General features: G+C 74.0%; 19 protein-coding genes. 8 read left to right on the top strand and 11 right to left on the bottom strand.

Going from position 1 to position 16,863, the window contains the following annotated elements; all coding sequences use genetic code 11:
* Nucleotides 1–27 precede the first annotated feature (27 nt).
* From ACFY3J_RS13530 to ACFY3J_RS13515, 4 genes are all read right to left on the bottom strand, one after another.
* The gene (locus tag ACFY3J_RS13530) at nucleotides 28–522 is read right to left on the bottom strand and encodes a hypothetical protein (RefSeq protein WP_384179822.1); all 495 of its coding nucleotides are present in this window, start codon (nucleotides 520–522) and stop codon (nucleotides 28–30) included.
* Nucleotides 506–997 (bottom strand): RNA polymerase sigma factor, encoded by a 492-nt coding sequence (locus ACFY3J_RS13525; protein ID WP_141364263.1) that lies wholly within the window; start codon nucleotides 995–997, stop codon nucleotides 506–508. Before ACFY3J_RS13525 ends, ACFY3J_RS13530 begins: the two co-directional genes overlap by 17 nt.
* A 138-nt stretch (nucleotides 998–1,135) precedes the next feature.
* The gene (locus tag ACFY3J_RS13520; protein ID WP_390840885.1) at nucleotides 1,136–1,765 is read right to left on the bottom strand and encodes a class F sortase; all 630 of its coding nucleotides are present in this window, start codon (nucleotides 1,763–1,765) and stop codon (nucleotides 1,136–1,138) included.
* Nucleotides 1,762–2,115, bottom strand: a complete 354-nt coding sequence (locus tag ACFY3J_RS13515; protein ID WP_384179827.1) for a sortase-dependent protein — start codon at nucleotides 2,113–2,115, stop codon at nucleotides 1,762–1,764. The genes ACFY3J_RS13520 and ACFY3J_RS13515 overlap by 4 nt, the downstream gene beginning before the upstream one ends.
* Nucleotides 2,116–2,236: 121 nt before the next feature.
* Here ACFY3J_RS13515 and ACFY3J_RS13510 point away from each other — a divergent pair, with 121 nt between their 5' ends.
* Complete coding sequence (locus ACFY3J_RS13510) at nucleotides 2,237–2,503, top strand: hypothetical protein (protein WP_390840884.1); 267 nt, start codon at nucleotides 2,237–2,239, stop codon at nucleotides 2,501–2,503.
* Here ACFY3J_RS13510 and ACFY3J_RS13505 read toward each other — a convergent pair.
* Nucleotides 2,459–3,538, bottom strand: a complete 1,080-nt coding sequence (locus ACFY3J_RS13505) for a PP2C family protein-serine/threonine phosphatase (RefSeq protein WP_384179831.1) — start codon at nucleotides 3,536–3,538, stop codon at nucleotides 2,459–2,461. The two genes, ACFY3J_RS13510 and ACFY3J_RS13505, sit on opposite strands and share 45 nt — an antisense overlap.
* A gap of 208 nt (nucleotides 3,539–3,746) precedes the next feature.
* Here ACFY3J_RS13505 and ACFY3J_RS13500 point away from each other — a divergent pair, with 208 nt between their 5' ends.
* The 3 genes from ACFY3J_RS13500 (at nucleotide 3,747) to ACFY3J_RS13490 (ending at nucleotide 6,486) form a co-directional block, all read left to right on the top strand.
* Nucleotides 3,747–4,643 carry a hypothetical protein gene (locus ACFY3J_RS13500; protein ID WP_390840883.1) on the top strand — a complete coding sequence of 299 codons (897 nt, stop codon included), beginning with the start codon at nucleotides 3,747–3,749 and terminating at the stop codon, nucleotides 4,641–4,643.
* A 64-nt stretch (nucleotides 4,644–4,707) separates the two neighbouring features.
* A complete protein-coding gene (locus ACFY3J_RS13495) occupies nucleotides 4,708–5,265 on the top strand; it encodes a GNAT family N-acetyltransferase (RefSeq protein WP_390840882.1) in 558 nt (185 codons plus the stop codon).
* A gap of 192 nt (nucleotides 5,266–5,457) precedes the next feature.
* The gene (locus tag ACFY3J_RS13490) at nucleotides 5,458–6,486 is read left to right on the top strand and encodes a 6-phosphofructokinase (protein ID WP_384179837.1); all 1,029 of its coding nucleotides are present in this window, start codon (nucleotides 5,458–5,460) and stop codon (nucleotides 6,484–6,486) included.
* Nucleotides 6,487–6,517: 31 nt separating this feature from the next.
* Here ACFY3J_RS13490 and ACFY3J_RS13485 read toward each other — a convergent pair whose 3' ends face one another.
* Complete coding sequence (locus ACFY3J_RS13485) at nucleotides 6,518–7,381, bottom strand: universal stress protein (RefSeq protein WP_384179839.1); 864 nt, start codon at nucleotides 7,379–7,381, stop codon at nucleotides 6,518–6,520.
* A gap of 163 nt (nucleotides 7,382–7,544) precedes the next feature.
* Between ACFY3J_RS13485 and ACFY3J_RS13480 the strand changes: the two genes are divergently transcribed.
* Nucleotides 7,545–9,299: a GAF domain-containing protein gene (locus tag ACFY3J_RS13480; protein WP_384179841.1), complete on the top strand. Its 1,755-nt coding sequence runs from the start codon at nucleotides 7,545–7,547 to the stop codon at nucleotides 9,297–9,299.
* Nucleotides 9,300–9,575: 276 nt separating this feature from the next.
* Here the strand turns inward: ACFY3J_RS13480 and ACFY3J_RS13475 are convergent, their stop codons facing one another.
* Nucleotides 9,576–10,028, bottom strand: coding sequence for a universal stress protein (locus ACFY3J_RS13475; RefSeq protein WP_384179843.1), 453 nt, complete (start codon nucleotides 10,026–10,028; stop codon nucleotides 9,576–9,578).
* 253 nt (nucleotides 10,029–10,281) lie between these two features.
* Here ACFY3J_RS13475 and ACFY3J_RS13470 point away from each other — a divergent pair, with 253 nt between their 5' ends.
* The 3 genes from ACFY3J_RS13470 to ACFY3J_RS13460 are packed head-to-tail and all read left to right on the top strand — an operon-like array spanning nucleotide 10,282 to nucleotide 13,141.
* Nucleotides 10,282–11,187, top strand: a complete 906-nt coding sequence (locus ACFY3J_RS13470) for a universal stress protein (protein WP_384179844.1) — start codon at nucleotides 10,282–10,284, stop codon at nucleotides 11,185–11,187.
* A 59-nt stretch (nucleotides 11,188–11,246) separates the two neighbouring features.
* Entirely contained in the window at nucleotides 11,247–12,269 is a 1,023-nt protein-coding gene (adhP, locus tag ACFY3J_RS13465; RefSeq protein WP_384179846.1) for an alcohol dehydrogenase AdhP, read from the top strand.
* A gap of 5 nt (nucleotides 12,270–12,274) precedes the next feature.
* Entirely contained in the window at nucleotides 12,275–13,141 is an 867-nt protein-coding gene (locus ACFY3J_RS13460; protein ID WP_384179848.1) for a universal stress protein, read from the top strand.
* A 2-nt stretch (nucleotides 13,142–13,143) separates the two neighbouring features.
* Here ACFY3J_RS13460 and ppk2 read toward each other — a convergent pair whose 3' ends face one another.
* From ppk2 to ACFY3J_RS13440, 4 genes are all read right to left on the bottom strand, one after another.
* Complete coding sequence (gene ppk2, locus ACFY3J_RS13455; RefSeq protein WP_384179850.1) at nucleotides 13,144–13,947, bottom strand: polyphosphate kinase 2; 804 nt, start codon at nucleotides 13,945–13,947, stop codon at nucleotides 13,144–13,146.
* A gap of 70 nt (nucleotides 13,948–14,017) precedes the next feature.
* Nucleotides 14,018–15,352, bottom strand: coding sequence for a phosphoribosyltransferase (locus ACFY3J_RS13450; protein WP_384179852.1), 1,335 nt, complete (start codon nucleotides 15,350–15,352; stop codon nucleotides 14,018–14,020).
* A gap of 114 nt (nucleotides 15,353–15,466) precedes the next feature.
* Entirely contained in the window at nucleotides 15,467–16,054 is a 588-nt protein-coding gene (locus ACFY3J_RS13445; protein WP_384179854.1) for a hypothetical protein, read from the bottom strand.
* Between the two features lie 126 nt (nucleotides 16,055–16,180).
* Nucleotides 16,181–16,582: an STAS domain-containing protein gene (locus ACFY3J_RS13440; protein ID WP_384179856.1), complete on the bottom strand. Its 402-nt coding sequence runs from the start codon at nucleotides 16,580–16,582 to the stop codon at nucleotides 16,181–16,183.
* Nucleotides 16,583–16,863 lie beyond the last annotated feature (281 nt).

The raw sequence follows: 16,863 nt of genomic DNA, 5'->3' as shown, positions 1-16,863 counted from the left end.
GTCTCCCGCCCTGTGAACAGGAAGGCCTCAGCGAGGAGTTGATGCCTCAGGTGTGGGAACGGCCCGGGGCCGTTCCGGGGCGGCCGGAACCGTGCGGACCGAGTCGGGCCCGACCGTTCCGAGTGTGCCGGCCGTCGCGGTGCGGCTCGGTGCGCTGGGGGCCCTCCTGGTAGCGGTGTCCTCGCGGGGGCGTGGGGTGGCGTAGTCCGAGGGGCGAGCGGTCCGTGCCGTCGTGGGGGTGGGAGCCGGTGTGGTCACGACGGGCGGCGGGGCCAGGGGAACCGTGGGCGTGACGGGGGAGGACGGGGCCGACGGATGCAGCGGCAGTACGACGATGGCGGCCACCGCGCAGGTCAGCGCGGCTCCGGCCGTGGCCCGCAGCAGTTTGCGGCGGGCGGCCGCGCGACGGATCGCCTCGTAGCGGCCCGGCGGCGGGCCGAGACCGCCCGCCGGGGGCCGCAGGAGCACCGTGAGCGGGTCGTCGGGCGCGAACTCCGGGTCGTTGTCAAAGCGAGTGGTCAAGGCTTCTCCTGAGGTGGACGCGGAGCAGTTCTCGGGCCGCGTGGAGGTCGGCTTTGACGGTTCCTTCCTTGCGTCCGGTCAGCACGGACACCTGCCAGATCGGCATGTCAGCGTAGTAGTGGAGGAGGATCGGGACGCGCAGTCGTTCCGGCAGGGACTGCACGAGCAGGCGTACCGACGGATCCGTCTGCTCGGTGTGGGGGCGGAGCGCGGCCTCGGTGGTGACGCGGCGCACGGCGCGGCGCTCGCGCTCCTGCTTGCGCCAGTGGTCGCGGACGATGTTGGCCGCGGTCACGTAGAGGAACCCGCGGGGCTCCTCCACGGACGTCCAGCGGGCCCAGAGGCGGGTGAACGCCTCGGAGGCGATCTCGTGGGCCGTCTCGTCGTCGTCGACGAGCCGGCGGCACCAGCCGGCGAGGCGCGGGTACAGGGCGGCGAACAGTTCGGACGCTGCCTTGTCGCGGGACCGTTTCAACGCTCTCCAGGGTCGGGGTGCCGGGTCGGGCACGAGTGTGTCGGGGGCCGCGGGCGGGGCGGCGGCTCCCGGGGAAGGATGCCGGGCCGGCGGTGTCGTGTTCCGCCGGCCCGGCCGCCGTCGTGGGGTGCCGGTCCGTCAGCGGAGGGTGGCACCGAGGGCGGCGAACACGATCACGTTGTCGCGGTAGCCGTCGTCGTCGCGTGGGCCGCCGCAGGTGATGAGCCGCAACTCCGGGCGGTCCACGTTCCCGTAGACGTCGTCGGCCGGGAAGTGCGCCTTGGCCACCGTCCGGGTGGAAGTGACGGCGAACTGCGCCTGTGTGCCGTTCTCCAGGCGGGCGGTGATCGTCTCGCCGGTCCGCAGCCGGTCCAGGTGGCGGAAGACTCCGTCGCCGTAGGAACCGACCGTGACATGGCCGAGGACGACCGACGGTCCGACCTGCCCCGGTGTGGGCGAGTACCGGTACCAGCCCGCCTGGTCGTGTCCGGTGACCGGGGGGACCTGAACGGTGCCGTCCGGTTCCAGACCGAGGCTCAGCAGCGGGGTGTCGACCCCGATGGCCGGGATCCGGAGCCGGACCGGGACCGAACGCCGCAGGGGGCGCGGGGAACCGACGACCGGCGTGGCGTCTCCGGTGTCCGGAGTGCCGCCGCGGGTGCCGGTGGGGTGGACGGTCGCGGACCGGCCCCTCCCGGTACCACCGCAGCCCGCGAGCAGCGCGGTCAGCGCCGCGGTGCCGAACGCGCGCCTGGAGAGCGGCGTCATGCCCCGGTCGCCCGGCGGCGGCGGACGACGAGGACGGCCCCGCCGGCCATGACGAGCGCCACGCCGGCGCCGCCGCCGATCAGGCCGTCCCGGGAGCCGGATTCCTGGGCGGGGGCGGTGACACCGGTGTCGGGCGCGCCCGCCGGCACCGCGCGGACCTGGTCACGGACCGGGGCACGGGTCGGTTCGGCGACCGGAGCGGGGGTGGCCGCCCTGGTGGGGACCGGGGAGGGGGTTGCGGCCGTGGTGGGGACCGGGGAGGGAGCGGCCCCGTCGGCGAAGGCGGGTGCGGTTCCCGCCAGCACGGCGGTGCAGGCAACTGCCGCGGCGGTGAGGATGGTTCGGCGCATCGGATCGCTCTCTTTCGTCGGCGCCCGCCGGTCGGCGGGCGGTTGTGGATCGAGCGGAGAGACGAGGCGGGGCGGGAACGGGTTGTAAAGGGATGGCAAAGTCGCGTGCGGGCCGTCCGGTGTGTTCGTCCCGGTCTTCGCCGCGGCGACCGCGTACTTCGCGGTGTGGGCGGCCGGCTCGGGGCCGGGGGACAGCCCTGGGCCCGGCCCGCTGACCACCATCGCCGAGGTGTGCGGGGTGCTCGCCCTCTTCGTGGTGGTCGATCTGGTGGTCGTCGTGCGACGGCTGAGGCGTGTAACGAGGCACCGCCTCGACCACACGTCGGGAGGCCCGGTGATCCTGCTACCCCCGTTGTGCGCCCCGCGCGACGGACGGGTGCCGATGTGACGGCGTGTGCATGACCGCGATGGCCGCGGCGTCGTCGGCGAGCCGGCCCCCCACGTGTGCGAGGAGGTCGCCGCGTAGGCGCTGGAGCATGTCGTCGGGCGTGCGCTCCCCCCACGTGACGAGACGTTCGTCGAGCCGGTAGAAGGCGCCGGACTTGTCACGGGCCTCGACGACGCCGTCGGTGTAGAGCAGCAGCAGGTCGTCCTCCTCGAAGGGGAACTTGTCGAGGACGTAGTCGCCGCCATTGAACTCGCCGAGTCCGAGCGGCGGCGCCGACGGGCTGCGGTCGAGCGGCACCACCGTGCCTCGACGCAGCATGAGCGGCGGGGGGTGCCCGCAGTTGACCATGTGGACGCAGCCGCCATGGTCGGGGAAGTCGAGGAGTGCCGCCGTGATGAAGCGCTCCTCGTCGTTGTCTCCGCCACTGTGCGGATCCCATCTGACGCTGCCGTCCAGGTGTGCCGCCAGAGCGGGCAGGGACGCCTGGCGGTGGGCGAATCCGTAGAAGGACCCGAGCAGCATCGCGGCGTCCCCGACCGCCGCCAGCCCCTTGCCCCGGACGTCGCCGATGAGCAGCCGGGTGCTGGTGCGGGTGCGTGCCGCGGCGTACAGGTCACCGCCGATCTGTGCCTCGGCTTCGGCGGCGAGGTAGACCGAGGCGACCGTGAGCGGCCCGATACGGTCCGGCAGCGGCCGCAGCAGGACCTTCTGCGCAGTTTCGGACACGGAGCGTACCTGACTCAGCACGCGCCTGTGCCGGTCGCGTACGGCCGTGAAGGCGACCACCACGATCGCGCCGGCGGCCAGCGCGGCGATCCCCCCGTTCCGGCTCGCGTACCCCACCGTGTGCTGAAGCGAGGCCACCGCGAGCCGGGCGCCCACGGCCAGGACGCTGACCAGCGCGGTGAGCCGGGGGCCGGCGAACGCGGCGGTGACGGCGGGCGCCGCCATCAGCAGCGGCCCGAGTTCCACGTACGGCGGAGTCAGCGCGTCCGTGAGGGAGATCACCGCGATCAACACGAACGGCAAGGCCACGAGCGCACGCCTCGGCTGCCCCCGCACCCCCTCGAAGACGCCACTGGCTCCCACGTCCGTCACATGGCCCTTCACTGGGTGGCATACGGCGCCGCGCCGGCCTGGTGCCGCCGGGGCATGGTTCCGGCCACCATTCGAATCCATAAAAGCCCCATATCGGACCATACAGTGACAAAATCTACATTCCGGGTGGCGGGTGGAGGGAACGGTGGACTGGGACGCTGTCGTCGACGAGCTGTACGGCCTTCCGCCGGGTGAGTTCACCGCTGCCCGCGACGAGCGGGCCAGGGCCGCCCTTGCGGCAGGCGATCGCGAGTCGGCCGAGCGAATCCGTCGTCTGCGCCGGCCCACCCTGGCCGCGTGGGCCGGCAACCTGCTGGTGCGCGAGCGACCGGACGAGGTCGAACGGCTGCTGGAGCTGGGTGCGGCGCTGAGGCGGGCCCACCAGGATCTGGACGGTGGGCAGCTCCGGGAGCTTTCGGCGCGGCAGCACCAGCTCACCTCCGTCTTGGCTCGGCAGGCCGGCCGGCTGGCGGCCCAGGCCGGGCGGCGCCTCGGCGACGACACTCGGCAGGAGGTCCAGGACACCCTGCACGCGGTACTGGCCGATCCCGAGGCGGCCGAGAACTGGGCGAAAGGGCACCTGGCGAAGCCGTTGAGCGCCCCGGTCGGCTTCCCCGCCTTCCTCCGGGAGGCTGGGGCGACCCCGGCCACCCGCCGCGCCCGGCCCGTCGACGAGGTGGCCGACCTGGACTCCGCGCGCGTCCGGCGCCGCGAGCAGCAAGAGCGACTTGAGCAGGCCCGGCAGCGGGCCGCGGACGCCGAGCGGGAGCTCCACGACCGCGAAGACGGGCTGACCGCGGCCAAGGAGGAGCAGAGCCGGGCGGAGGAGGAGCAGCAGCGGGCCGAGCAGCGCGTCGACGAGCTGTCCCGGCAACTCGAACACGCCGAACGTGAGCAGCGGGCAGCCATGGGGGCCGCCCACAGGGCCCGCGACCACACACGGGACGTCGACCGGACGGTGCGTGAGGCCCGGCGCCGGGCGAGGGACGCCGCGGCCCGCGCCCGCAGGCTCGCCGAACAGACGCGGCAGCACAAGGTGTGAGAGGAGAACGCTGAAGAAGACGGCCCACTTGGCCGCGAGCCGGCATGAACAGGATCATGTCGCCATGGCTGATCACCTCCATCCCTCGCCGCCGGCGGTAGTACGGCTCACGCACTACGCGGTAGTACGGCTCACGCACTACACGGAGGCCGAGAAGACGGAAATCCTCGGCGACGGCACCGATCCCTTCGGCGTCGCGTACGCGGGACTCACCTGGCTGCCGAAGGAACACCACTTCGGCGTCAGGCTGGGAGGCCGCCTCGTGGCGCATGCCGGGCTGCTCAGGCTGCCCATATCCATCGGCGGTGACAGCACCGAAGCGGTAGGCGTCGGAGGAGTGGCCGTCGCACCGGACGTGCGGGGGCGCGGATTGGCGCGCCAAGTCATCGCGGCGGCCCTGGACCACGCACGAACGATGGGACCGCAGCACGGACTTCTCTTCTGCCGACGGCCCCTCGTCCCCCTCTACGAACGGCTCGGCTGGCGAGCGCTGGACCAGGACGTGCATGTCGAGCAACCCGACGGGCCCGTGCTGATGCCGCTGCGGACCATGGTCACGCCCCTGCACGACCGGGCAAGCTGGCCGGACGGAGCCGTACGCCTGCTGTCCTTCCCCATGTGACGAGACGCCGTTGTGCAGCCGTGCGTCAAGCTCAGCCCATGAACGAGGACGCCTTCTGACAGCCCGTCGACGACTGCACACCGTCCGCACCGGACCCGGGCGCGGAACAGCCGGCCACCGGTGCGGCGGGCCGTGCCGTGCGGCCCGTGGGCGGCGGGTCCAAGCTGGAGGGAGAGCTGCGAGGGAGAGACCATGCGGGTGGGAGTGCTGACCGGAGGCGGCGACTGCCCCGGTCTGAATGCGGTGATCCGCAGTGTCGTACGCAAGGGCGCGCAGGAGTACGCCTGGGAGTTCGTCGGGATCGCGGACGGCTGGGGCGGCGCCGTCAAGGACGTCATCCGTCCCCTGGACGTCGCGGCTGTGCGGGGGATCCTTCCGCTCGGCGGCACGATCCTCGGCTCCTCCCGCACCAATCCGCTCCGGCTCGACAGGGGCATCGACCGCATCCGCGAGACCCTCCGCGCGCACGAGATCGACGCCCTCGTCGTCATCGGCGGCGAGGACACGCTCAGCGTCGCGAGCGCGCTGTCCGACGCGGGGGTCGACCTGGTCGGCGTGCCCAAGACCATCGACAACGACGTGGGCGGCACCGACTACACCTTCGGCTTCGACACCGCGGTCGGCATCGCGACCGAGGCCATCGACCGCCTGCACACCACCGCGGAGTCGCACAAGCGCACGCTGGTCGTCGAGGTGATGGGGCGCCACTCGGGCTGGATCGCCCTGCACGCGGGCGTCGCGGGCGGCGCGAACGCCATCCTCATCCCGGAGGTGGAGTTCGATCTCGACCGGGTGTGCGCCTGGGTGGAGAGGCGTTTCGAGATCAACTACGCGCCGATCGTCGTCGTGGCGGAGGGGGCGGTCCCACGGGCCGGGCAGATGGTGGTCAAGGACGAGTCGCGCGACGAGTTCGGGCACGTGCGCCTGTCCGGCATCGGCGACTGGCTGGCCCGGGAGCTGGAGAGCCGTACCGAGAAGGAGGCGCGTACGACGGTGCTCGGCCACGTCCAGCGGGGCGGCACGCCGTCCGCCTACGACCGGTGGCTCGCCACCCGCTTCGGTCTGCACGCCGTGGAGGCCCTCAGGGACGGCGCCTTCGGCACGATGGTGGCCCTGCGCGGCACGGACGTCGTACGTGTCCCGCTCGCGGACGTGGCGGGCACGAACAAGCTGGTCCCCATGGAGCTGTACGAGGAGTTCGACGTCTTCTTCGGCACCTGACGTGCGGTCTGACGTGCGGTCTCACGTCCGGTCATCCGTGGGGTACGACGACCACCGGGCAGTGGGCGTGGTGCAGGACGGCATGGGCCACGGGACCCAGCCGCTGCTCGGCCGCCCGCGGGCTCGCACGCCGGCCGACGACGAGCAGGCCGGCCCGCCGCGAGGCGTGCACCAGCGCGTAGGCCGGGTGGAGCAGGACGACGTCGGGCAGCACGGAGACGTCCGGATACCTCTTGCGCGGCTCCCGGAGCACGTCGGACAGCCGCTGGACCTCCTCGTCCTCCCACGTCGACCGGTCCTCCTCGGGCACCGCGAGCGCGGTCCAGAGCGGGGCGCCGGCGAGGGACCACGCGTGCACGGCCCGCAACCGGGCCTCACGGAGCCGAGCGGCGCCGAAGGCGAAATCCAGAGGGGACCCGGCCGCCGTGCGGACGTCGTCGACGCCCACGGCCACCTCCGCCTCGTGCAGGGCGGCGGCGGGAGGCCGGGGCACGACCGCCACGGGACAGGGCGCGCCACTCGCCACCGCCAGCGCCGTCGAGCCCACCGCGAGGCCGTCGAATCCGCCGTCCCCCCGAGCCCCGACGACGAGGAGCTCGGCCGTCCGGGCAGCGGAGAGCAAGGCGGCCGAGGCGGAACCGGCCACCTGTACGCCGCTCATCGCCACACCGGGACTTCCTGCGGCGAGACCGGCCTCTGCGCGCCCCAGCACCTCCTCGCCGGACCGCTGCCAGGAGAGGGCGACCGGCGGATCGATGATGTGATCGGCGGGGGCGGGCACGGCGTGGACCAGGCGCAGCTCCAGACCGCGGCGGGCCGCCTCCTCGGCCGCCCACTCGCCCGCGACGAGGCTTTCCCGGGACGCGTCGATCCCGGCCACGAGGAATCGGGTCATCCGGTCCTCCTTGCGGGCCGAAGCACCATTGTGGACGGGCCGTGACGGCGCCACCAGCCGAACCGGTCGGGCTCCCGGTGCCCTCCCCTGCCGGGGCCGTTAATGTGGCTGGCAGGTGGGTGAGACGGCTTTCGGTGGTGCGCGGGGGTTTGGAGGGTCGCCGGTGGGTGGTTCCGAGGAGTCAGGGGAGGCCGGTGTGCGGCTGCCGCAGTTGCGGTTGGACGAGTTGCTGGGGGAGCTGCAGGCGCGTCTGGACGCGGCGCGGGGTACCCGCGACCGGGTGCACAGTCTGCTGGAGGCGGTGCTCGCGGTCGGCCGGGAGCTCGACCTGGAGCAGGTGCTGTACAGCATCGTGGACGCCGCGGCGACGCTGGTGGACGCCGAGTACGCGGCGCTGGGCGTGATCGGTCCCGACGGCAGGCGGTTGTCGGCGTTCCACACGGTCGGTGTGGGCGAGGAGCAGATCGGGCGGATCGGCGCGTACCCGGAAGGGCACGGGATCCTGGGGGAGCTGATCCGGCATCCGGAACCGCTGCGGTTGGCGAAGCTGTCGGAGCATCCGGCGTCGTACGGCTTCCCGGAGCACCATCCGCCGATGAACACGTTCCTAGGCGTTCCGATCCGGGTACGGGACCAGATCTTCGGCAATCTGTACCTGACCGAGAAGCGCGGCGGGCTGGAGTTCGACGAGGACGACGAGTCGGTGCTGGCCACGCTGGCGGTGGCGGCGGGCGTGGCGATCGACAACGCACGGCTCTACGAGGAGTCGCGGCTGCGGGAGCGCTGGCTGCGGGCGATGGCGGAGATCACGCAGAGCCTGATGTCGGGTGCCGACCAGGCGGAGGTCCTCGGGCTGATCGCCGAGCGTGCGCGGGAGATCACGGGGGCGGCGCTGGCGGCGATGTCGACGCCGGTGAAGGGGACCGGCACGCTGAGTGTGGAGCTGGCGATAGGCCAGGAGGCGGATGCGCACCGGGGACTGGTGCTGCCGGTGGAGGGCACGCTGACCGGGGAGGCTTTCGCCGGCGGGGTACCGGTGAGCAGCCCGGACATCACGCGGGACCCGCGGGTGACGGCGGGGCCGCCGCGGTTTTCCGGCCTGGGTCCCGCGGTCGCGGTGCCGGTCGGCGATCCGGGCGATCACGTGCGCGGCGTGGTCCTGCTCGTGCGGGAGGCCGGCGGGACCGACTTCTCCGGCAAGGAGCTGGAGCTGCTCAAGGGATTCGCGGCGCAGGCCGCCGTGGCGATGGAACTCGCGGGACGGCGGCGGGACGCCGAGCAGATCACGTTGCTGGAGGACCGTGACCGCATCGCCAGGGACCTGCACGACCTGGCGATACAACGGCTGTTCGCGACGGGCATGACGTTGCAGAGCGCGGGCCGGTTCATCGACCATTCGGGTGCCAAGGAGCGGGTGCTGCGGGCGGTGGACGACCTGGACGAGACCATCAAGATCATCAGGTCGACGATCTTCGGTCTGCGGGCGCACGACGAGGAGGCGGGCGCCGGACTGCGGACGCGGGCGGTACAGGTGGTCGGGGAGGCCGCGCCGGTGCTGGGGTTCGCGCCCGGTGTGCGGATGGAGGGGCTGCTGGACACCCATGTGTCCCGGGAGACCGCGGACGAGGTGGTGGCGGTCCTGTCGGAGGCGCTGACGAACGTCGCCCGGCACGCGCACGCCGACCGTGCGGAGGTGGCGCTGGAGACCGACGGCAGGAGCGTGCGGCTGACGGTCACCGACAACGGCGTGGGGATTCCCGCCGACGGGCGCCGCAGCGGGCTGGCCAACATGGCCGAGCGGGCCCGCAGGCTGGGCGGCGGCCTGGAGTGGACCACACCCGAGGGCGGAGGCACCAGACTGGTCTGGCACGCGCCGGTGGGCACGGCGGAGTCCCCGCCGCCTTCACCGGGGGAGTGACGGGGGTTTCATCGGGGCGGTGGCCGGGGCTTTGCGGTGGGGGTGGCGGGGGTTTCATCGGGGCGGTGGGTGGGGCTTCACGGCGGGGGTGATGGGGGCTCCTCCGGGGCGGTGGCCGGGGCTTTGCGGTGGGGGTGGCGGGGGTTTCACCGGGGCGGTGGGTCGGGCTTCACGGCGGCGGTGATGGGGGCTCCTCCGGGGCGGTGGCCGGGGCTTCACGGCTGGGGTGCCGGGGCTCCACCGGGGCCGTGACCGGGCCCGGCTGCGTGGGGCGGATCAGCCGTGCCGTTCGTGCTCCGGGCGCACCACGACCACCGGGCAGGCCGCGTGCTGGGCGCAGCGCTGGCTGACCGAGCCCAGCATCGCGCGGGCGAAGCCGCCGCGGCCCCGGCTGCCCACGACGAGGACGTCCGCCCCCTGCGAGGCGCGGATCAGCACCTCCGACGGATCGCCCTCGACCAGGTACTCCACCAGGTGCGCCGGGCGGCCGTCCGGGAAGACGCCGCGCAGTCCCTCCGCGAAGCGCTCCCGGGCCTGCTCCAGGTCGAACTCGGGATCGATCGCGGGTCCGGTCCAGCCGACGACCGACGGCGTGTCCCAGGCGTGGATCGCCTCCACGACGCCGCCGACGAGTCGGGCGTACTCCGCCGCCCAGCGCAGCGCCGCGCAGGAGGACGGTGAACCGTCCACGCCCACGACCACCCGGCGTCGCGGTTCGGAGGGTTGCATGGCCACCTCACTGAGCAGTCGTTGTCCCTACGTCCACGCTGCCCGGCCCGACGCGACCGTGCCAGCCGAGGACCGCCCCGCCCGACGGCCGGGCACGCGCGAAGCCCCCGGTGGGCGTCGGTCAGGGGGCCGGTCGGCCCTGGTGCGGGACCAGCGGCCCATGGCCACCACGCCGGATGGCGGCGATTCTCGGAAGCGGATCAACGGATCACCGAAGTGCCCGTCGCGGCAGCGTCGCAGGAGGTGGGAGACCATGCCCCGCACCGTAATCGTCGGTCTCGACGGTTCTCCCGAGAGCAGGGCCGCCGCCGAATGGGCGGCGCGGGAGGCGAAGCTGCTCGGGCTGCCGGTGCGGCTCGTCCATGTGGGGGAGCAGGTGCCCGGGCCCCTGGCGCAGGCACCGCTGCTCGGCGCGGAGACGTATCGGCACCGGACCGAGCGGGTGCCCCGCGAGGCCGCCGAGGGGCTGCGGTTGCGCCATCCGGGTGTCGAGGTGCGCACCGAGCACCTTCCCGGCCGTCCCGCCGAGATCCTCACCGACGAGGCGGCCGACGCCGAACTGCTCGTACTGGGCTCGCGCGCCCTCGGCGGGGTCGGCGGCTTCCTGGTCGGCTCGGTCGGGCTGTCCGTCGTGGCGCACGCCGAGCGGCCCGTCGTCCTGGTGCGGGCCCGGGAACAGGCCGCCGACGAGCACGAGATGGACCCCGCGGGCATTCCCTCCGCCGCGGCCGCCTTCCGGCCCGTCGTCCTGGGCCTGGACACCGCGCACCCGGACGAGGACCTGATCCGGTTCGCCTTCGAGGCGGCCGCGCGCCGCGGCACCTCGCTGCGCGTCGTGCACGGCTGGTACCCGCCGCTGTACTACGGCTACGGCGTGCCCGCCGACGCCGAACTGCTCACGTCGCCCGCGGTGGCCGAGGCCGCCGGACTGACCGAGGCGCTGTGCACCTGGCGGCGGAAGTACCCGGACGTCGAGGTCGCCGAGGTCTCCCGCCCCGGCAGCGCCGCGGAACTGCTCGTCGCCGCCTCCCGCGAGGCATCCCTCGTCGTCGTGGGCAGGCGCGAGCGCCGCAACCCCCTGGGCGCCCGCATCGGGCACGTCACCCACGCCGTCCTGCACCACGCTGCCGCCCCCGTCGCGGTCGTCCCACACGGCTGACCGGCACCACGAGCACGGCCCACCGAACACCACAGGACCCCACCCGAGGAGTGAGGATCATGAAGGCTGCGGTCGTACGGACCTTCGGCGAACCGCTGGTCGTCGAGGAGCGCCCGGACCCCGAGCCCGGACCCGGCCAGGTCCGCGTCCGCGTCGAGGCCTGCGGTCTGTGCCACACCGACATCCACGCCGCGCACGGCGACTGGCCGGTCAAGCCGAACCCGCCGTTCGTACCCGGCCACGAGGGCGTCGGCCTCGTGGAGAAGCTCGGCGCGGGTGTCACCCACCTGTCCGTGGGGCAGCGGGTGGCCGTGCCGTGGCTCGGCCACGCCTGCGGCCGCTGTGAGCACTGCCTGTCCGGCTGGGAGACGCTCTGCGAGCAGCAGGTCAACACCGGATACGGCTGCGACGGCGGGTACGCGGAGAAGATGCTGGCCTGGGCCGACTTCGCGCAGCCGGTGCCCGACGGCGTCAGTGCCCTCGACGCGGCCCCGCTGACCTGCGCGGGCGTCACCACGTACAAGGCCCTCAAGGTCGCCGGCGTCCGTCCGGCCCAGCTCGTCGCCGTCTCCGGGGTCGGCGGACTCGGTCACCTGGCCGTCCAGTACGCGAGGATCGCCGGGGCCAGGGTCGCCGCGATCGACGTCACCGACGACAAGCTCGAACTCGCCGCCGAACTCGGCGCGGACATCCTGATCGACGCCCGCACCCAGGACGTCGGCCGGGAACTCAAACGGTACGGCGGCGCGCACGCGGCGATCGCCCTCGCGGTGAACGAGGCCGCCTTCGAGGCGGTCGCCTCCGGACTGCGGCGCGGCGGCAAGCTCGTCATGGTCGCCCTGCCCGCGCAGGGCACGGTCCGGGTCCCGATCTTCGACACCGTGCTCGGCGGCACCTCGGTGATCGGCTCGATCGTCGGCACCCGGCAGGACCTCGCCGAGGTCTTCCAACTGCACGCGGAGGGCCGCACCCGGGTCATCCGGGAGAGCCGTCCGCTCAGCGCCGTCAACGAGTCCATCGACGAGGTACTGCGCGGTCAGGTCAAGGCCCGCATCGTGTTCGACCTCGGAACGGGAGGATGAGGACCATGGATCTGCCGCTGGTCGTCGGAGTCGACGGTTCCGAATCCAGCCTGCGGGCCGCCGACTGGGCCGCCGACGAGGCCGCCCTGCGCGCGGTGCCGCTGCGGGTGGTGTACGCCTCGCTCTGGGAGCGCTACGAGGGCGCCGCGCTCGCGCGCGAACTCGGCAAGCCGGACGACCAGGTGGAGGCCGAGGAGGTCGTCGCGGCCGCCGCCCGGCGTGCCCGCGCCCGCCACCCCGACCTGCCGATCAGCAGGGCCGCGCTGCCCGAGGCACCCGAGTACGCGCTGGTACGGGAGGGCAAGAACGCCTCCGCCCTGGTCGTGGGCGCCCGCGGCCGCAGCGCGGTGGTCGACCTGCTGCTCGGTTCGGTCACCCTGTTCGTGGCCGCGCACGCCGACTGCCCCGTGATCGTGATCCGCGGCAGCCACGACAACCAGGCCCGGACCCCGGTGCACGGCCGCATCGTCGTCGGTGTCGGGGACAGTTCCGCGGCCGCGGTGCGCTTCGCCGCCGAGGAGTCCCTGCGCCGCGGGGCCGAACTGGAGGCCGTACGGGCCTGGCGGTGCCCCGCGCACGAGACCCTCGACCATCCGTTGATCGGCGGGGAGCCCGAGCGGGTGTACGAGGAGCGGGCCGCCGACGCCCTGGAGGCCGCGCTGCGCGACCTGCCGCCGGAGGTGAAGGTGCGCCGGCGCACCGTGGAGGGGCCGGCCCGCCGGGTGCTGCTGGCCGCCGCGCCGGGCGCCGACCTGCTCGTGGTCGGAGTCCGGCGCCGGGCGGGACGGTTCGGGCTCCAGCTCGGCCGGGTCGCCCACACCGCCCTGCACCACTCGGCCTGCCCGGTGGCCGTGGTGCCCGAACGGGCGTGAGGTCACAGGTTCGCCGTGTGATCGGGGACGTAGGTCTGAAGATCGCGCGGCGGCCTCTCGTAGCCGGTCGGCGGCGGCCGCTCCGGCAACCGCAGCACCGTCGGTGAGACGTCGTGGTACGGCACGGTGCCGAGCAGATGGGCGATCATGTTCAGCCGGGCGCGGCGCTTGTCGTCGCTCTCCACGACGTACCACGGCGCCTCGGAGATGTCCGTGTGCACCATCATCGCGTCCTTGGCCCGCGAGTACGCCTCCCAGTGGGTGATGGACTCCAGGTCCATCGGCGACAGCTTCCAGCGTCGCAGCGGGTCGTCCAGACGGCGCCGGAAGCGCTCCTGCTGCACGGCGTCGCTCACCGAGAACCAGTACTTGCGCAGCAGGACCCCGTCCTCCACGAGCATCCGCTCGAAGATGGGGCACTGGCGCAGGAACCGCTGGTACTCCTCCTTGGTGCAGAAGCCCATCACGTGCTCGACCCCGGCCCGGTTGTACCAGGACCGGTCGAACAGCACGATCTCCCCGGCGGCCGGGAGTTGCTCGACGTACCGCTGGAAGTACCACTGGGTGCGCTGGCGCTCGGTCGGCGCGGGCAGCGCCACGATCCGGGCGATGCGCGGGTTGAGGTGCTCGGTCACCCGCTTGATGGTGCCGCCCTTGCCGGCCGCGTCCCGCCCCTCGAACACCACGACCAGCCGGGCCCCGGTGACCCGCACCCACTCCTGGAGCCTCGCCAACTCCGTCTGAAGACGCAGCAGTTCGCTCTCGTAGGTCTTGCGCGGCAGCGCCGCCCCGTTGTCGGCCCTCACAGCAGGACACCGTACTTTCCGACGGGCGTCCGCGCACCCGGGCGGACGTGAGGGCGGCGGCGGACTCCGCTCACGCCGACGTCAGCGGCCTCGACGCCCCGTCCGGCCGGGCGAGATGGGTAGTGAACCAGTCCCGGGCGAGGTCCGCCACCGCCTCCACCGTGCCCGGCTCGGTGAACAGGTCGGTGGCGCCGGGCACGGGGACGACACGGTGGTCGCAGCGCATCCAGTCCGCCGCGAGCCGGTTGAGGCCGAGGAGCCGTGTGTCCCGGGCACCGACGACGAACAGGGAGGGGGCGCGCACCCGGGCCAGTGCCGCGGGCGGGGCCAGATCGGGGCGGCCGCCGAGACAGACCACGGCGCGGATGTCGTCCTCCGCCGCGGCCTCCAGCGCGGCGCCCGCGCCCGTACCCGCCCCGCAGTGGCTCACGGGCAGGCCGGTCTCCCGGCGCAGCCAGTCGGTGGCGGCCCGCAGGCGCCGGGCCAGCAGCACGATGTCGAAGACGTTGTGCGGGGTGCGCTCCTCGTCCTCGGTGAGCAGGTCGATCAGCAGCGTGCCCAGGCCCGCCCGGCGCAGGGCGGCGGCCACGCGCTGGTGGGCCGGGCAGCTCCGGCCGCTGCCGAGCGCGTAGGCCACCGCCACCGGTGGCGTGGGCGGCAGGGCGAGCCGTGCGGGCAGACGCACCGGACCGGCCGGCACCTCCACCTCGCGGTCCGGGGAGGGGGATTCCGGGGGGAATGCGGAAAGCGGTCCGGTCGCGGTCGCGGTGGCGCGCTGGGCCTCGGCCAGCAGGGTGGCGACCTCCGCGTCGGTGACCTGCCCGAAGTCCGCGTACCAGGCCCCGACCGAACCGAGGTGGCGCAGCGGCTGGAGACAGACGACCCGGTCGGCCACCGTGCGCAGGTGCGGCAGTGTTGCCTCCGGCCCGACCGGGACCGCGAGGACCACACGCGTGGCGCCGCGGGTGCGCGCCACCCGGCAGGCGGCCTCCGCGGCGGCGCCGGTCGACAGCGAGTCGTCCACGACGAGCGCGGTCAGCCCGGCCACGGGCAGCGGCGGGCGGCTCTCGCGCAAGTGGCTCAGGCGCCGCTCCAGTTCGGCCCGCTCGGCGCGTTCGACGGTCTCCCGCTCGGCGGGATCCAGCCCACTCTCCGCCAGGACGGCCTGGTCGATGACACGTACCCCGTGCTCACCGAGGGCGCCGAAACCGAGTTCCGGCTGCCAGGGCACGGGCAGCTTGCGCACCACGGCCAGGTCGAGCGGAGCGCCCAGGCGCCGGGCCACCTCGAAGGCCACCGGGACGCCGCCCCGGGGCACTCCGAGCACCACCGTGTCCTGGTCGCGCAGGAATTCCAGGCACCGGGCCAGGCGCCGCCCGGCGTCCGCGCGGTTCTCGTAACGCATGCGCCGCCACCTCCTCGTACGTGGTCCCGGCGGCGCGGCGGCAGACCGCCTCGACTCCATTCGAACGCTTCCGGGATCCGAACGCCTCCGGGACGTCCGGGCCGGCGGCACGGGTCAGCTCGTCCTCTGGTCCCAGCGCGGGCCGACGAGATCCCACTCCGCGCTCCACAGGTCGTAGCGGCGCCGGTCCAGCCGCCGGCGGACCAGGGCCGTCGATCCGTGGACCAGGCCGCCGAAGACGAGCGCCGCCGAGGTGCCGAACAGGGCGGCCTGCGCGGTCGCCTCCGCCGGGCCGGGCGGCTCGGCGGTCAGACGGCCCCGGCCGTCCTGCCAGACGGTGACCGCCGCACCAACCGGCAGGTCCGTGCTCACCAGGGTCTGCCCGGTACGGGTGGTGCCGTCGGGGCCGGTCCAGCGGACCTTCGCCGGTGCCCGGTAGCTCGCGTTCTCCGTAGGCGTGGTCGCAGGGGCGGCCGTGAGCAGCACGGCCCGGACCGGGTGTCGGTCGGCGCGCTGCCAGGCGAGTTCCCGGCCCGCGCCGCGCGCCGCCACCGTCCCCGCGACCGCGCCGCCGACCACGATCACCAGCCACATCACCAGGATCGCCCAGGCCTCGACGATGTCCTCGTGGCGGCGCAGCGGATTGCGGCGCCACCGCCACAGCCGGCGCCGCGTGCGCCCGTGGCCCGTCCTGCCGCTCACCGGTCGAGGTCTCCCGTCTTCTCCCGCCCACCAGCCCGTGCGCCGAACGTGCTTCCGCGCGCCGGCCCCACTTCCGTCCCACCGTGGTGGCCCTTCGTCCCACCGTGGTGGCCGCTCGTCCGCCGTTCATCCCTGGCCCGCGGCGACCACCCCCTGCCGGGGGACCGGTCCGGTGGCCGGGGTCTCCTCCCCGTACTCCGGCAGCACCTGGAAGACACCGGTCAGGCCGGTGTGGCGCAGGATCCGCCGGAAGGACGAACTGCCGCTGACCAGCCGCAGCCGGCCACCGCGGGCCGCTACGCGATTGCGGACCCGGCACAGCAGACCCAGCCCGGCGCAGTCGATGAAGGGCGCCGGCCGCAGGTCGAGCACCAGGTCCGGCCGCGGCTTGTCGGTCAGCGCGTCGAGGCGCGCGACGAGGGACAGCCTCGTGACGAGGTCGACGTCGCCGCTCAGTGTCACAACGGTCGTGGTGCCGACCATGCGTTCCGCGTGGTTGACGGCGGGCCCGGTGGGACGTTCGGACATGCCGTCAGCCAAGCCGGTCCGGCGCGGTGCGGGGAAGGGCCGTTCGGCCCCCTCCACGGCGGCTGAAGAGCCCCGCGGTCGGACCGCCCCGCGGGCACCCGCCCCCGCGGGCGGCCGATGGGGCCGACCGGCCCATGCGGAACCCCGGACCGTCGGAGAAGCTGAAGGCGTGAGCGGTCCCGGTGCCGCGCCGGAGCGCGGGCCGCGCCCGCGGGCCGCGGACCGCCGGGTCCCGGCCGTCCGGCCATGAAGGCCGTGCGTCCGCGAAGGCCGTGCGTCCG

The organism is Streptomyces sp. NPDC001231 (assembly GCF_042896885.1).
Taxonomy (GTDB): Bacteria; Actinomycetota; Actinomycetes; order Streptomycetales; family Streptomycetaceae; genus Streptomyces.
Note: the sequence above shows the minus strand (reverse complement) of the source record. Positions and strands in the feature narration are given on the sequence as shown.

Coding starts and splice junctions, on each gene's coding strand:
- ACFY3J_RS13470 (WP_384179844.1), top strand. CDS start 10,282: ATGCCCCGCACCGTAATCGTCGGTCTCGACGGTTCTCCCGAGAGCAGG.
- ACFY3J_RS13495 (WP_390840882.1), top strand. CDS start 4,708: ATGGCTGATCACCTCCATCCCTCGCCGCCGGCGGTAGTACGGCTCACG.
- ACFY3J_RS13450 (WP_384179852.1), bottom strand. CDS start 15,352: ATGCGTTACGAGAACCGCGCGGACGCCGGGCGGCGCCTGGCCCGGTGC.
- ACFY3J_RS13485 (WP_384179839.1), bottom strand. CDS start 7,381: ATGACCCGATTCCTCGTGGCCGGGATCGACGCGTCCCGGGAAAGCCTC.
- ACFY3J_RS13440 (WP_384179856.1), bottom strand. CDS start 16,582: ATGTCCGAACGTCCCACCGGGCCCGCCGTCAACCACGCGGAACGCATG.
- ACFY3J_RS13490 (WP_384179837.1), top strand. CDS start 5,458: ATGCGGGTGGGAGTGCTGACCGGAGGCGGCGACTGCCCCGGTCTGAAT.
- ACFY3J_RS13515 (WP_384179827.1), bottom strand. CDS start 2,115: ATGCGCCGAACCATCCTCACCGCCGCGGCAGTTGCCTGCACCGCCGTG.
- adhP (WP_384179846.1), top strand. CDS start 11,247: ATGAAGGCTGCGGTCGTACGGACCTTCGGCGAACCGCTGGTCGTCGAG.
- ACFY3J_RS13520 (WP_390840885.1), bottom strand. CDS start 1,765: ATGACGCCGCTCTCCAGGCGCGCGTTCGGCACCGCGGCGCTGACCGCG.
- ACFY3J_RS13475 (WP_384179843.1), bottom strand. CDS start 10,028: ATGCAACCCTCCGAACCGCGACGCCGGGTGGTCGTGGGCGTGGACGGT.
- ACFY3J_RS13460 (WP_384179848.1), top strand. CDS start 12,275: ATGGATCTGCCGCTGGTCGTCGGAGTCGACGGTTCCGAATCCAGCCTG.